Source organism: Ureibacillus sp. FSL K6-3587, from assembly GCF_038593165.1.
Taxonomy (GTDB): Bacteria; Bacillota; Bacilli; order Bacillales_A; family Planococcaceae; genus Ureibacillus; species Ureibacillus suwonensis.
Map to the genome: position 1 here is coordinate 352,172 of NZ_CP151969.1, position 14,575 is coordinate 366,746.

At 40.4% G+C, this 14,575-nt stretch carries 14 protein-coding genes; 5 read left to right on the forward strand and 9 right to left on the reverse strand.

Annotated features, from left to right (window positions below; genetic code table 11):
• Window positions 1-23: 23 nt before the first annotated feature.
• Both NSS77_RS01755 and NSS77_RS01760 read right to left on the reverse strand, forming a co-directional pair.
• Window positions 24-671: a TVP38/TMEM64 family protein gene (locus NSS77_RS01755; RefSeq protein ID WP_342470117.1), complete on the reverse strand. Its 648-nt coding sequence runs from the start codon at window positions 669-671 to the stop codon at window positions 24-26.
• 11 nt (window positions 672-682) lie between these two features.
• Window positions 683-1,234 carry an XRE family transcriptional regulator gene (locus NSS77_RS01760; RefSeq protein ID WP_342470118.1) on the reverse strand — a complete coding sequence of 184 codons (552 nt, stop codon included), beginning with the start codon at window positions 1,232-1,234 and terminating at the stop codon, window positions 683-685.
• Between the two features lie 260 nt (window positions 1,235-1,494).
• Between NSS77_RS01760 and NSS77_RS01765 the strand changes: the two genes are divergently transcribed.
• Both NSS77_RS01765 and NSS77_RS01770 read left to right on the forward strand, forming a co-directional pair.
• Window positions 1,495-2,208, forward strand: coding sequence for an AzlC family ABC transporter permease (locus NSS77_RS01765; protein ID WP_342471175.1), 714 nt, complete (start codon window positions 1,495-1,497; stop codon window positions 2,206-2,208).
• Window positions 2,205-2,528, forward strand: a complete 324-nt coding sequence (locus NSS77_RS01770; protein WP_342470119.1) for an AzlD domain-containing protein — start codon at window positions 2,205-2,207, stop codon at window positions 2,526-2,528. The genes NSS77_RS01765 and NSS77_RS01770 overlap by 4 nt, the downstream gene beginning before the upstream one ends.
• A 266-nt stretch (window positions 2,529-2,794) precedes the next feature.
• Here the strand turns inward: NSS77_RS01770 and NSS77_RS01775 are convergent, their stop codons facing one another.
• Entirely contained in the window at window positions 2,795-3,961 is a 1,167-nt protein-coding gene (locus NSS77_RS01775) for a PDZ domain-containing protein (RefSeq protein ID WP_342470120.1), read from the reverse strand.
• 230 nt (window positions 3,962-4,191) lie between these two features.
• Here NSS77_RS01775 and NSS77_RS01780 point away from each other — a divergent pair, with 230 nt between their 5' ends.
• Complete coding sequence (locus NSS77_RS01780; RefSeq protein WP_342468459.1) at window positions 4,192-5,316, forward strand: IS4 family transposase; 1,125 nt, start codon at window positions 4,192-4,194, stop codon at window positions 5,314-5,316.
• A 353-nt stretch (window positions 5,317-5,669) separates the two neighbouring features.
• Here NSS77_RS01780 and NSS77_RS01785 read toward each other — a convergent pair whose 3' ends face one another.
• The 6 genes from NSS77_RS01785 to NSS77_RS01810 form a co-directional block, all read right to left on the reverse strand.
• Entirely contained in the window at window positions 5,670-7,109 is a 1,440-nt protein-coding gene (locus NSS77_RS01785) for a S41 family peptidase (protein WP_342470121.1), read from the reverse strand.
• A gap of 69 nt (window positions 7,110-7,178) precedes the next feature.
• A complete protein-coding gene (locus NSS77_RS01790) occupies window positions 7,179-7,766 on the reverse strand; it encodes a redoxin domain-containing protein (RefSeq protein WP_342470122.1) in 588 nt (195 codons plus the stop codon).
• A 164-nt stretch (window positions 7,767-7,930) separates the two neighbouring features.
• A complete protein-coding gene (locus NSS77_RS01795; RefSeq protein ID WP_342470123.1) occupies window positions 7,931-9,160 on the reverse strand; it encodes a peptidoglycan DD-metalloendopeptidase family protein in 1,230 nt (409 codons plus the stop codon).
• 20 nt (window positions 9,161-9,180) lie between these two features.
• The gene (gene ftsX, locus NSS77_RS01800) at window positions 9,181-10,080 is read right to left on the reverse strand and encodes a permease-like cell division protein FtsX (RefSeq protein WP_342470124.1); all 900 of its coding nucleotides are present in this window, start codon (window positions 10,078-10,080) and stop codon (window positions 9,181-9,183) included.
• The gene (ftsE, locus tag NSS77_RS01805; RefSeq protein ID WP_342470125.1) at window positions 10,070-10,756 is read right to left on the reverse strand and encodes a cell division ATP-binding protein FtsE; all 687 of its coding nucleotides are present in this window, start codon (window positions 10,754-10,756) and stop codon (window positions 10,070-10,072) included. The genes ftsX and ftsE overlap by 11 nt, the downstream gene beginning before the upstream one ends.
• A gap of 167 nt (window positions 10,757-10,923) precedes the next feature.
• Window positions 10,924-11,106, reverse strand: coding sequence for a hypothetical protein (locus tag NSS77_RS01810; protein ID WP_342470126.1), 183 nt, complete (start codon window positions 11,104-11,106; stop codon window positions 10,924-10,926).
• A gap of 390 nt (window positions 11,107-11,496) precedes the next feature.
• Here NSS77_RS01810 and NSS77_RS01815 point away from each other — a divergent pair, with 390 nt between their 5' ends.
• Together NSS77_RS01815 and NSS77_RS01820 are read left to right on the forward strand one after the other, a co-directional pair.
• Entirely contained in the window at window positions 11,497-12,966 is a 1,470-nt protein-coding gene (locus tag NSS77_RS01815) for a transglutaminase domain-containing protein (RefSeq protein WP_342470127.1), read from the forward strand.
• A gap of 272 nt (window positions 12,967-13,238) precedes the next feature.
• Complete coding sequence (locus tag NSS77_RS01820; RefSeq protein WP_340715701.1) at window positions 13,239-14,519, forward strand: IS4 family transposase; 1,281 nt, start codon at window positions 13,239-13,241, stop codon at window positions 14,517-14,519.
• The last annotated feature ends 56 nt before the right edge of the window (window positions 14,520-14,575 follow it).

Consider the following 14,575-nt stretch of genomic DNA (forward strand, 5'->3'; position numbering starts at 1 on the left):
TTGCGGAAATTTTGCCACACCGCTCATTCTTTGGGCGTCATTTTCAGCTTCTTTTGTTTTCTGATTTTCGAAACTTCTTTCAGCTCTCGTTCAACGCGTTTATTCAAATATTTTTCAATGATTTTTCCTATGATCCACAACAGGACAATGGCCACGATGACGAGGATCAATTTGATTGGGCTGCGCAACAATGCCCCAATATCATACCCGAGCAAACTGATGGTCAAAATCATGACAAATTTTCCGGTCAACAATACAACCAAATAGATTTTCTTCTTTATATCGGATAGTCCCGCGACAATATTCACCAGTACCGACGGGGTGAAGGGAAAACACAACAAGATAAACAGCGGGGCGATCCCTTTCATATCCACCCAACGGATGAGCTTCTGCATTTTCTTATATTTGATGAATTTTTGCACTTTCGGATATTTTCCAAATTGCCGGACAAGCAAAAAGACCGAATAGGATCCCGATACGGTTCCAACCCAGGAAAGCAAAAATCCCATCCAAAGGCCATGGGAACTGGCATTTGCCACGACAAACGCCACCAAAGGCAGGAATGGAAGAAAGGCTTCCAAAAAGGGGAAAAGTAAACCAATAATTGGTCCCAGGGTCCTGTACTGCGCTTCCAAAGCTTCGATGTTTTCAATGGTAAACCAATCACTCACATGTTCCACCTCTATCGATACTGAATAATTAAATGCAAGACCGTCACATGATCGGTTGGATTTTCATACTGGTGGGGCTGATTGGCGGAGAAAAGGAGGGTTTCCCCTTCCGTCAAACTTTCCCTCATATCCCCGCATTGGACTACGGCTTGTCCTGCAATGACCGTCACCGTTTCCTCCACCCCTTCCGTATGCGGTTCACTTTTATGGGTCACCCCGGGATCCATTTCAATTTTATAAAATTCCCATCCCCTTTCCGGGTCATAGGGAATGATGGAGTAAACGCGATATTTTCCGTCCTCTTCCGAAACGTATGTAGTTGGATCCACGCTATATTTTTGAAAAAACGTTTTTGGCGGCTGCAGGAGGGATGAAAAAGAAATCTTTAATCCCGCGGCAATTTTCCATAAAGTCGAAACGGTCGGATTCGCTTCCCCTTTTTCAATTTGGGCAAGCTGAGCTTTGCTTACATCAGTAGCTTTTGCCACATCATCCAAACTTAAACTGCGCTCTTTCCGGATTTTTTTTAATTGCATGCCAATGTAGCGATTCATTTGTTCCATTTTTTGTTCCACCCTATTGTCTATTTTAAAAGACAAATGTATACTATATAAAACGAAAGAAGAATATTCTGACGATTTAATTATAATACGTAATTAGCATTAAATGGTAAACTTTAGACCGATTTTCTTCATCATTATAGTACACAAATGGATCCCATTGTACTGTAACGAATCGGTGTTCATAAAGTTGCAACAGGGGATCATGTATCTCGAAAATTCGGATGAAAGGGTTGGATGGCGTGGCAACGGAAATCAAGGAAATGAAAGAAATTGCAAAAACTGCGACGGAAGATTCGTTCTTCCAGGGAATGAAAGATTGCATTCCCACATTGTTAGGTTACATAAGTATCGGTTTTGCCTTTGGAGTCGTAGGGATTGCTTCAAAATTATCCGTTTTGGAGATTTTTCTCCTGTCGGCTCTTGTGTATGCCGGAAGCGCCCAGTTCATTTTTGCCGGGTTGTATGTGGCCGGCGCACCGATGTCCGTCATCATCATCACCACGTTTATCGTCAACTTGAGACTTTTCCTCATGTCCCTGACTGTCGCCCCATACTTCACCCGCTATTCCGCATTGCGCAATGTCGGTTTCGGTTCTTTGCTGACGGATGAAACCTTTGGCGTTGCAGTGACGAAAATGGGGCGGGAAAAACAGCTGGGCGGCCGCTGGATGGATGGTTTAAATTTGACCGCCTATTTGACGTGGATTGCCGCCTGTGTTCTTGGGGGACTTGTCGGAAACTGGATTCCAAACCCTAATCGATGGGGCCTTGATTATGCCTTGGTGGCGATGTTTATCGCGCTGCTTGTACTGAATTTGGCGAATGCAAGCAGAGGGAAGCTCATGCATTATTTGAAGTTGATTGGCTGTGTGTTTGGCGCCATGTACATTCTTTCTTATTTCATGCCGAGCCATTTGGCGGTGCTTTTATCCACCGTCATCGTGGCGACGATTGGGGTGATCACGGAAAAATGACGACAACGTTATTGATGGTTTTATTAATTTTGGGATGCGCCCTCGTCACTTGGTTGCCCCGCGTCATTCCATTTATTTTGGTGCGGAATCTTGAATTGCCGCAAGTGGTGTTGCGCTGGCTGCAATTTATTCCTGTTTGCATTCTGAGCGCGCTGGTTTTTCAATCATTGTTGAATACGGAAGGCAAATTCGTCACGTTGAATGGGGAAAACACGGTTGCTTTTGTGCCTACACTGCTCGTTGCCCTTTGGACGAAGAGTTTATCGAAAACGGTGATTGTCGGGGTTTTGACGGTGGCAATTTTGCGGAATTTCTTTTAGAAGGGGATATTGGATAGGAAAGGGCGAATGGAGAAGGTTCGCTCTTTTTTGTTTTTATGGCTGTGGTGTGCGATCTTGCGCGGGCGGGTTTGTTTTTAAATGGATATGTTGTCCGCTTGCTCGGATAATTTATGCTCTTGCTCGGATGCGGTCCACCCTTGCTCAGATAAATCATCCTCTTGCTCAGATATGCCATAAACACCCCAATTTTATATAAAAAAAAAGGCTCAATTCCCATCTTCAGGAATTAAGCCATCTTGCACATTCTATTCAACCACCAGCAAACCGATCCGGTAATGGTCTTTGCTATATACTTCATGCTGCGTCAAGCGCAGTTCATTTTTATGATTCAACACTTCCAATTTGCAGTAGGCGGCATTGATTTGAAGGGCTTTATACAACTCCAATTCATTATGCACTTCCATTCCGTTCACTTTGCGAATAATCTCTCCGGCCTGCAGCCCCATTTTTTCCGCCGGTGAATCCGGCAATACCGCTGCAATCATCACGCCGCTTGGATGGGCAGAAACCGCATACACATCCCGGCGTTCGCGAACTTTAAAAATATATGAAATCAATAAACGGAAGAATGCCCCTGCAAACACCGTCACTACCGCCGCGATTGGATAAAAATAGCCGACAAGTCCGCCGATGAGAACCAATTCTCCTAAAATAAGAACCGCCCTTGATAATTTAGGATAAACATATAGCGGCAAGGAACGTCTTGTCAACTGTTGGAATCCTACAACAAAAGGGAATAAAACCAAAGAAAATTGATGGTGGTTCAATGAAAATTGCGGCCACCAAGGAAAATAAGCATCAATTGCTTGTCCGGGCACAACGAAAAAAATCGGCAACAGCCACAATTTTTTCGTAAAGAAAGCGACGCCATTCAATCCCCTTTTCGATTTTTCAATCATCGGTGATGCGTAATTCATGCCATGTTTCTTGATTAAACGGCTTTCCGCAATCAGCAATAATCCTGCGACCAAAGCGCTTGTCACAGCCGCACCTTCCATCACGTCCACGCCCTGGATCGTCAACCCCAGCCATTCAAACGACCAATGTTGATCATACATCACCATTAAAGAGCCGAGGCTTAATCCCATCAGGACGATAGGCGAAAGAAGATGGAAATTGTAAAGGAGCAGGCCGAGGATACTGAAGGCCGTCACAAAGAATAACAATTCGATGGATTGAGTTAATCCGAAAAGCAGGGTAAGCACTGAAATCATAAGTGCGAACCAGATTCCTTCCTTGATGAGGCCAATCAATTCCGTCCAACCCCACAAAATCCGGATTTTAAAGAACTTTCTTTCCCTTTTGACACGGACGTATCCCAGTACAATCGCCATCAATATGGAAAGATATAATAATGGATTCATAAACATTCTGCCAATTGCCTTCAACAGTTCCAATAAAATCTCAATCACTCATCCCACCGCCGTTTCCTACTAACTACTGTTCATTGTATCAAAGTAATAAAAATTTGCGTAGGGGGAAATCAGGAATTTATTAACAGAAATCACTACCGTCGCATTAAAATAACACAATTCGATTGATAATACAGAATATTCTGTTAGTAAACTTTTCCATAAAAAAATCCTTTATAATGGTTTGGTGGTAGTAAACCTATCCAAATCCAAAATAAAGGAACACATGTATGGATAAGTTTACACGAAAAACATCATTTGAACAATGGTTTTCACCCATTAATTCTTCCTTATTTAAGGAATTGGTGAAAACACATCAATTAAATCGCTATACCAAGAAGCTTTATATGGCTTCTTTTGTGAAACTCCTTTTATATGCTCAACTTCATGAAACAGAGAGTTTGCGAGCATTGAGCGACGCTGTTTTCTCCGAAGAATTACAACGTGCAACGGGATTAGAATCGATTAGCTTTTCACAGTTAGGAAGACGCATCAATTCGATTCCTACTGTTTTCTTTCAAACCATTTTTCTTGATTTAGTGGTCCAAATTCATGAGAAAACTCATTTTCAAAAGCGAAGAAAAGTGACAACACCACTCAAAATCGTTGATTCGAGTACATTACCACTTCCTTTAGCCAACTATCCGTGGGCAACGTTTCGAAAAACAAAATCAGGTGTCAAGTTGCACTTGCGCCTTGTTTTCATGGAAAAAGGGTACTCTTACCCAGACAAAGCCACATTGACGAACGCCATTGAACATGATCGAGGGCAATTAGAGATATTCATCGACGATCAAGAATGCCTGTATGTGTTCGACCGGGGCTACTTAGACTACGAGCGCTTTGATCGTATGACGGATGATGGCTATTTCTTTGTTTCCCGTTTACGGAAAAACGCTGTAGTCCGTGTATTGGAGACCTTTTCACTACCAGAAAATTCATCTGTTTTGTCTGATGAAATGGTGGTCATTGGCACTACACAAAATCGTTCTGAGAATGCGTTCCGTTTACTGAAATTGGTTGATACAAAAGGAAACGAACTGCATCTACTGACGAATCGTTTCGACATGAGTGCGGATGAAATCGCAGAAATCTATAAATCACGCTGGGCTATTGAATTGTTCTTCAAATGGATGAAACAGCATTTGAACATCAAAAAGTTTTATGGACATAGTGAACAAGCCGTACACAACCAAGTGTATCTAGCGATGATTGTATATTGTCTAAATGTGTTAGCACAGTTGAACACAAATAGCAATCGAAGCTACATACAAATTACTCGCTATTTAAAGGCCTCTTTATGGAAATCCGCTCACATTTGGTTACGAAAAATTGAGGGAAAAAGCGTCCCATAAGGGTTTATTTGTTGTTGTTGCACTAGTCACAAGTTATAGTAAAAAAATGGATGTTTACTACCTTTGTTTAGGTATTTTCAATTTTTTCTATTTCGTAGAAAAAATAAAAACTGAAATTTCAGAAACTATTTATGCGACACTAGTGAACAGAAATGATTTCCATATAGAAAATGACAGGAGTTTTATGGATTTCTTTGAAACAAAGGTAATTTCATCACTAAAATATATTTACAACCAGGCAAAATCCATAAAGACATTCACCGCCCTAAAGATCTGAAAAAACCCGTCAAACATTAAAGAGCAAATGGGAAAACCTCATTGTTTCCGCCATTTGCCCTTCTCTCACAAATCCGCTATATATTCCCTTTGATTTTGTGCAACATGACGCTCAAGCCCATTTTCAACTGCACATCATGTTCCATGTCTTCCTTATATGAAGCCACTTGATCGCGGATGCTTGCGAAGAATTCATCATCCATATGCCGTCCGCTTTCGAGATCGTGTTTCTCCCGATAGGAGGCCACCGCTTCCGCCGTTTGTTCATCATAAAACCCGTCCGTTCTTGACAAGTTGTATCCCAAACCGCTCAACACTTTTTGAACATAGGCCACTTCTTCGCTATAATCCCCTTCCGCGAATTCACCCCGGAGCGGCATGATTTCCATCGCAAACAATGGATGTTGCTCCACTTCAATGTCCGATTCGATGCCTTTTCCATGTATCCATTCCCGATCAGGAGTCAGCCATTTATTTGTAGATAATTTCAATTCCCCGCCATTTTCCAAATCGTACGTTTCTTGCACCGTTCCTTTTCCAAAGCTCTTGAGTCCTACAATGATTGCCCGGTTCCAACTTTTTAACGCTGCCGCCATCACTTCGCTGGCCGATGCACTGCCCTCATTTTGGAGAACAACCAACGGAATCGTCTTCATTCTTTTTAAATAATCGTCATCCACATCCAGCTTTGCCGTTTTAAATGCTTCCATCGTTCCTTCCGCATTTTGCATATATGCGAAAATGTCCCCTTCTTTCCCGATGCTACTTACGACGCCCGCGACGCTATGTAAATAACCTCCAGGATTGTCTCGCAAATCAACTATCATGCCATCCACTTTTTCCGATAACAGCCGTTTCGTTGCTTCCACCCATTCTTCCACCGTGTCTTCCCCGAACATCGAAATGGAAACATAGCCGATTTTTGATTCTTCTATTGGAATGACTTTCCATTTCACTGTCTGGTTATCAATTTCCGCCCGCTCCACCGTGATTTTTATATGCCTGTCTGTGCTTGGACGATAAATGACCAGCGACACTTTTTCACCGGGCTCTCCTTGAATTAATTGCAGCAACTCTCCAAGGGTTTTGCCTTCCAAACGGACGCCATCCACTTCCACGATTTCATCAAACGGACGGATTCCTGCTTTTTCAGCGGGAGATGATTTCACAGGTGAAACGACGATAAATCGCCCATCCTTTTCCGTAATTTCAATGCCGATGCCTACCCGCTGCCCTGCCAAAGACTGGCGATGAATGGCCGCTTCCTTTTCCGTATAATAGGTGCTGTATGGATCCTTGATCGCTTCCGTCATTCCCCTTAAGGCACCTTCAATCAATTCCTCATCTTTCGTATCAAACACCGATTTCTCTTTGATCAGGGTAAAAGCCTGGTCAATGACCGGGATATTGCTTCCTTTCAAATCCGTTTCCTGCTTTGTCACGCTTTTCCAATACACAATGATGGCTAACAACACACAGATGATGGCAAAAATGAAAAAAAATCGACTCTTTCGCACTCACTATCCTCCTCTCGTTCAATTTATGTGGAAAAGAGGAGCAATAACACATGCAAAAGAGCGATTTTTTTATTCTAATGCCGTCACATAATTTCGCAATGTATCCAAATCCAACGGTCCCAATACTTGCTTTTCAATTACGCCCTTGGAGTTGATGAAAAAGGTGGATGGCAGCGTATAAACTTTGTATGTCTCCCTGACATCTTCTTCCTCCATCAACAGCACCGGGAAGGTTAAATCATAACTTTTCACGAAATTCTCAACACTTGCCATTTTGTCGTTGAGTGTATAATTCACCGCGACAATTTCCACATTATCTTCTTCCGCATACTTTTCGTAATACTCCTGGAAATGCGGCATTTCATCTTTGCAAGGCGGACACCATGTCGCCCAGAAGTTCAAAATCACTTTCTTCCCTTTTAAATCGGAAAGGGTCAACGGGTTTCCATCCAATGTATTTAATGTGAAATCCGGCGCCGGCTTTCCTAATCCGACACTTTGGGGACTGCCCTTGCCCACTTCATATCCCGGTGTATCATCATCGAGGGCATTTTTTTTGTTTTCTTCCAATTTATCATGGATAAACATGCCCGTCGCAATCGCGACCAAAGCGATGATCACAATTGCCCCAAGCGCTTTTTTCATGTTGTTGCTCATTGAACCCCTCCAGCCTGCTTCCTTTGAAATTATTCTATCTTATAGCATATCATAAAATCCGGCCAATGAATTTTGATAATGTTTGACAAGATTGAAAAATAAATTTTTCAATTAAAAAAGCCGTTTAGAAAGAATTTCACTTTCTAAACAGCTTGTTTCCTACATTATAGGGAAATATAATTTAACGGATTTTGTACGCCCGCTTTTTGTCCACGCCATGTACCGATATGCACTTCGAAATGCAAGTGAGGACCTGTCGCGCGTCCAGTGGCTCCCATTTCACCAATTTGTTGGCCTTGTTTTACCACATCGCCAACGCCGACATTAAATGCTCTTAAATGGGCATATAATGTTGTATAGATTTGGCCGTTAATATTGTGCGTAACCATGATCACATTTCCGTACGTGCTTAGGGCGGATGCATAAGTGACCACACCATCTGCTGAGGCTAGGACTGGCGTTCCTGCACGGTTAGCCAAGTCAACACCATAGTGGAACTCAGGACCATAACCTAAATTTCTCCAACCATAACCGCTTGTCAACACACCATTTGTCGGTTTCATGAAACCGCTGGATGAAACCGGTAAATTTCCGGAAGACTGAGCTTTGCTTAATTGTTGTCTTTGAAGTTCCGCGATTTGGTTTTCCAAGTCTTGACTGATTTCAAGATACTCGGAATATTGTTTCTCCAATAATTTTTTCTCGCTTAATAGTTTTTGTTGCTCTTTTTCGAGTTCGGCAATCAATTTATTTTTTTCTTGTTTTTGGGAATCCAAAGAAGCTTTTAAGTTTTTAAGTTGGTTTTGTTTTTCTTCCAGTTTTCTTTTTGTATTTTCCAATACCACTTTTTGGTCTTCCAATTGTTTTTGGTCTTCTTTTTGTTCACGGATGATTTGGCGGTCAGCATCGATCAACGTATTGACCGCTGAAAAACGGTCAATAAAATCAACGAAGCTGTTGGCGCCCAACAACACATCCAAAAATGAAACCGAACCGTTTGCCTGCAATGCACGGGCGCGTTCTTCCAACAATGCATTCCGTTCATCAATCTTTTTTTGCAATGCTTCAATTTTTTCTTTTAAAGCGGCAATTTCTTGATTGGCTTGTCCAATCTCATTTTCTACTTGTTTGATTTCTTGATTTGTTTTTGAAATTTGGTCTATCAATTTATCAATTTGGGCTAACAATTGTTTCTGTTTGGATTCATTGGATTTGATTGCGCTGGATTTTTGATTGATTTGACTATTCAATTCTTTTTTCTGTTGTTCCACTTGCTGCTGTTTGCTTTTTAAATCGGACAGATTTGCCGCATATGTAACAGGTATCTGTATGAAAAGCAGTACAGCGATCATCGCCGTAATGATTTTGAAATGGCGTTTAAAAAAGTTTCCCATCAAATAGTGCCTCCTTGTTTCTAATAAACTCTCAAGAATTTCCGAACCGACATGAAGCTGCCCCATACACCGATGAAAATGCCAAGTGCCAAGACGATCAGGTTCACTTCATAAACCAGAGGGGTCACTTCAAGCAGCTGCAACATGTTTCCTTGAATTTTTGGAGTCAACTTGTTGTACACATTATAGTAAACGACCGATACAACAATCATCGGAAGGATGGACCCAAGCACGCCAAGCCACAATCCTTCAAATAAGAAAGGAATGCGCACGAAAGAGCTTGTCGCTCCCACCAGTTTCATAATTTCAATCTCGTCTTTGCGGGCGACAATGGTAATACGGATCGTATTGTAGATTAAGAAAATCGCCGTAAATAAAAGACCCAAAATTAAAACCAGGCCAATGTTGCGGCCAGTATTTAAGAAATTGAACAGATTTTCAACTTTTTCTTCCCCATAAATGACGTCATATGTATGATCGAGCTTATCAATTTTTTTCGCAAGATCCGCCGTCTGCTCCGGATCCTTCGCTTTTACATATAAAACGTTCCGCAATGGATTGGTTTGTTCATATAAACTGAAATCTTCGCCATAGTTTTCAATCAAAATCTTCAATTCATCTTCCTTGGAAGAGTACTTGACTTCCGCCACTTCCGGCAAGCGTTCCACCTGTTTCATGAGCTTGTCTTCAGCGGCCTTCATTTCTTTCGGATCGTTGATAATATCGATTAGAACGCGGATTTCCACATCATTTTCGATATTATCCGCGATATGATTTAAATTCATCATCACCAATGCGAAAATACCGACCAATATGAGCGTCACCGTAACCGCACTGATCGAGGCGAAAGACATCCATCCGTTCCGGCTTAAACTCTTTAGACTTTCACGGAAATGCCGCTGGAGGGTTCTAAATTTCATAACCGTAATCACCTCCAAAGACGTCCCGGACAATCATGCCGCCATCAATCGTAATCACCCGCTTGCGGATTTTGTTTACGATTTCACGGTTATGCGTTGCCATGACAACGGTTGTCCCCAAAGAATTGATATCTTCAAAGATTTTCATGATATCCCAGGAAGTTTCCGGGTCCAGATTTCCAGTAGGCTCGTCCGCAATGACCACTTTCGGCATATTCACAATGGAGCGGGCAATGGAAACCCGTTGCTGTTCCCCACCGGACAGCTCGTTCGGGAACATGCGGATTTTATGTTTTAATCCGACCAAATCCAACACTTCCAATACCCGCTTCCGAATGGTTTTCGGCTGCTCTTCAATGACTTCCATTGCAAAAGCGACATTTTCATAAACGGTCAACTTCGGAAGCAACTTAAAGTCTTGGAAAACAACCCCCAACTTCCTTCGAAAATGGGGAATCTCCCTTTTCTTCAATTTGGAAGTATTGATTCCGTTGATGATCACTTCACCGGAAGTAGGAATCTCTTCGCGGTACATCAGCTTGATAAAGGTCGACTTCCCCGCACCGGAAGGGCCTACCACATAAACAAATTCACCTTGTTTTATATCGACAGAAATACCGTTTACAGCCACCACACCGTTTGGGTATTTTTTGTAAACCTCTTTCATTTGTATCATTAATATAATCACCTTGGTTCTATCTATAGTCATTCAACAATTTCTATTATAGCACTTTATGTGGTTAATAATTTTACATTTTCTTTTCATTGACTATCATTATTTTTTTAAAAATACAAATTAATTATCAATCTATCAGTAATAAAGGCCTTGTCAATGAACCGGATTTATATTCCGCAAATGAAATTGCCCGTATTTTTTCTTTTGGAAGGAATGGATGTTCCGCATTTTTTACATTTATGGATCTCCCCCAACAATAACCGGACCGATTCCTCCACCGTACAATCCTGAAAAAAGCGAATTGTATTACGAATAGTCATCAAAAAAGAGCTGTTGATAAGTTTCTCCATTATCCATCCTCCAGTTTCCGCCCGTCAGCGAGCTTCAAATATTCGAATTCCCGCCGGTAAAGTCAAGGATTGGCGAAGGACGATCCGGCAAGTTTTAGCGCTCTTATTGGAAGGATGTCATTTTCATATTATAAATGGAAGAAACTTTGCAAACATTAAAATATCTTCGCTTCAAAAGCCCTTGACCTTTGGAGGAGGGCTTTTATAATTACCTCGTTTTAGGATGAAAGTTTGAATAATAAGAATTTTTTATATAACCAATTATACCAATATATAACTAATTAAGTAGTCGTATGGATGTTGTTTCAATCTTAAGTTAATTCTAAAGACTTTTCAATTTTTATTCACGTTTATGATAGAATACTCCCAAATAATAAAAGGAGGGATACTATGAAATTCATAAGAGGCTCTGTTTCCATCATCCTATTTATTGTTTTATTGTTCATCGGATCAACTGAAATTTTTGCAGCATCCCCGATTGATAAGAAGGATGTGGATCCGCATCATGATTTTACGGTCTATTTTAATCAGAAAGTCGATCAAGGGACTGTCCATATAAAAAACATCCACGTTATTGATCAAAATGGAAAAATAGTGACGGATAAAGAACCGAAAGTGGTCGATGGAGGATACAAAGTCGTTGTGGAGGCACCGGAATCCGGCTATGCTTATGGTTCAACATACCGGTTGGTTGTGACGGACAATGTTTTATCGGAAAAGCAAAAGCCATTAACAAATGAATTGCAGATGAATTTTACCATTAAAAATGCCACCGCAAATTCGGACGCATCCAACCATCATACAAAAACCGTCGCTTCGCTGACAGCAACTGCCGATTCTTCTTTAAATCCGCTGAAAGAGCAAATCAGAACCGCATTCCAAAATCGGCAAACCTCTTTTTCCATCAAGTATAACGGGGACCTGAACAATTTGACGGACAAAATTACAAAGACGGTGGAAGAAGTATTATCCGAGGATGAATATTTGTTTTATGACTACCGAAACTATCGCTTTACCTGGAATGGAAAGGGAAATGAAGCGACCATCAATTTCACAGCAACGTTTTATCAAACAAAAGAACAAGTGGATTATGTGAATAAGCGGGTTCAGGAAATTTTAGCGAAAATCATCAAATCATCGATGAACGACCACGAAAAAGTGAAAGCCGTCCATGATTATGTCGTATCAAATGTGGCATATGACACAACTTACAATCAGGCGAACAATGCACCATACTTCGCTTTGACGAAAGGGAAAACACTGTGCAATGGATATGCGATGTTGGTCTATAAAATGTTGGAGGAACTGGATATTCCGGTCCGGTTGATCAGCGGTAAAGCTGGAGGCGATAGCCACGCCTGGAATCTCGTTCAACTGGATGGCAAGTGGTATCACTTGGATGTTACTTGGGACGATCCTACTCCGGATAAAAAAGGGCAAGTTACATACGATTATTATCTGTTGGCCGATGATGAGATCCGCCAAAGCCACAGCTGGAAAGATGGAGGATCCACCGGTATCGAAAAGACATATCCACGCGCAAATACATATTATATAGAAGTACTGACAAAACGCGACGACAAGAAGCTGATGGAGAGCTTAGGACTCCAATATTTGACTTCCGATTATACAGTGGATGACAATAAATTCTCTACATATTTAAAAACAAAGATTTCCAAAAAAGAAAAGAACTTCACGTTCCGGTACGTAACAAACAAACCAAATGTACTTAACAATTTCAAACAGATCATTTCCGCAGCCACAAACGGACTAAAATATAAGAACTTGAACTGGAATGTGAGTGAGATTCAACGCACGAAAGAGAAAGACTACCTCGTTTCGATCACCGTAACTTATTAAGGTGCCAGGCAACAAAGCTAGGCACCTTTTTTCTGCCCGATGCTGCGGAGCGGAGAAACTTCAAGATAAAAAGGAGAATTTGAGCCTTCCCAAATTCTCCTTTTTCCATTTTGGGGCGGGGTTGTCCCCAATGTCATCAACTTAACGTTACATTTAATGGAAAATAATATTTAATTTAACTTTTATAAAATTAGGTAATAAGCCTCTTGTAATTTTAAAAAGGCCACCAAAATCGTTTTAGAATCCAATTTTTGGTTAATAAAACGAGGATGGTGGTTTTTTTGAAAACAAAAAGTACTTTTTTAGGGGCAATTGAGATTACTCGAAAGTTGCTGAATGATGTGATGTTTATGCTTGAATCTCGGACAAAAGAAACGTATTTTACACGAAAAGAAAAGAAGTTAAATTTTAAAAATACTATTCTATTTAGCTTAAACTTTGTTAAAAAGAGCCTCCAAATTGAACTTGACGACTTTTTCGACAAATTTAATTTATCAGAAATTAGTATTTCCAAACAAGGCTATTCAGCCGCACGAAAAAAGATTTCTCCTCTCGCTTTTGTAAAACTTACAAAAGCGATTGTGAATTGGTATTATGAAGAAAATTCCTTTAAAACTTATCGTGGATTTAGACTTTGCGCAATCGATGGAAGTGTGCTCCAAATTCCTGATACTGAGGAGCTTCGAAATTATTTTGGGTATGGAAAAAATCATAAGACAAGTTATGCAAGAGCTAGTGCCTCTTGTATTTACGATCTTGAGAATGGAATCATTATTACTTCTAGAATCAATCCATATAAGGTAGCTGAGCGAGATAGTGCAAAGGATATGATTGAAGAACTCGTACAAATTGGATTAAAAAATGATCTTTTTTTATTTGATCGAGGGTATCCATCGAGAGATTTTATTGCCTATTTAGATGCCCTTGGTATCAAATATGTGATGCGATGTCAAAAAAATACGATAAAGGAAATTGTCGAAGCGAAAGATGCTGATCAAAACATTCATATAATACATAGGAAACAAGTGATTACTGCTCGTGTAGTTAGATTCCCACTGGATTCTGGCACGGAAGAAATACTTGTCACAAATTTAACCGAGGAAGAGTTTGATATCTCTGAGTTTAAATCTCTTTATTTTAAACGCTGGGGAATTGAAACAGAATATAATGATGTGAAAAATAAAATCGAAATAGAAAATTTCACGGGTAGTTCGAAAATCGCAATTGAACAAGATTTCTATGCATCAATATATTTATCGAATATGGTCAGTTTATTGAGAAATGATGCCAATGAAACAATTAATGAGGAGAGTAAGAAAAAAAGACGAAAACATGATTATCAAGTAAACACAAATATCTTAATAGGAAAATTAAAAGATAGGATGGTTCACTTATTATTAGAAGATTGTCCAATCAAAAGAGAGAGAATGTTTACAAAAATCATGAAAGTGATTATAAGAAATAAGACACCTATTCGGTTTGGGAGAAGCTACCCACGAAGGAATGGTCTGTCCTCAACAAAGTATCCCCTAAACCAAAAAAGGTGTCTATAAACAATACGTAGGATAAATATAACCTATTTGTTTATTAAATGTAAATAAATTAGGGG

Coding starts and splice junctions, on each gene's coding strand:
- NSS77_RS01760 (WP_342470118.1), bottom strand. CDS start 1,234: ATGGAACAAATGAATCGCTACATTGGCATGCAATTAAAAAAAATCCGG.
- NSS77_RS01765 (WP_342471175.1), top strand. CDS start 1,495: ATGAAAGAAATTGCAAAAACTGCGACGGAAGATTCGTTCTTCCAGGGA.
- NSS77_RS01770 (WP_342470119.1), top strand. CDS start 2,205: ATGACGACAACGTTATTGATGGTTTTATTAATTTTGGGATGCGCCCTC.
- NSS77_RS01780 (WP_342468459.1), top strand. CDS start 4,192: ATGGATAAGTTTACACGAAAAACATCATTTGAACAATGGTTTTCACCC.
- NSS77_RS01790 (WP_342470122.1), bottom strand. CDS start 7,766: ATGAGCAACAACATGAAAAAAGCGCTTGGGGCAATTGTGATCATCGCT.
- NSS77_RS01795 (WP_342470123.1), bottom strand. CDS start 9,160: ATGGGAAACTTTTTTAAACGCCATTTCAAAATCATTACGGCGATGATC.
- ftsX (WP_342470124.1), bottom strand. CDS start 10,080: ATGAAATTTAGAACCCTCCAGCGGCATTTCCGTGAAAGTCTAAAGAGT.
- ftsE (WP_342470125.1), bottom strand. CDS start 10,756: ATGATACAAATGAAAGAGGTTTACAAAAAATACCCAAACGGTGTGGTG.
- NSS77_RS01810 (WP_342470126.1), bottom strand. CDS start 11,106: ATGGAGAAACTTATCAACAGCTCTTTTTTGATGACTATTCGTAATACA.
- NSS77_RS01815 (WP_342470127.1), top strand. CDS start 11,497: ATGAAATTCATAAGAGGCTCTGTTTCCATCATCCTATTTATTGTTTTA.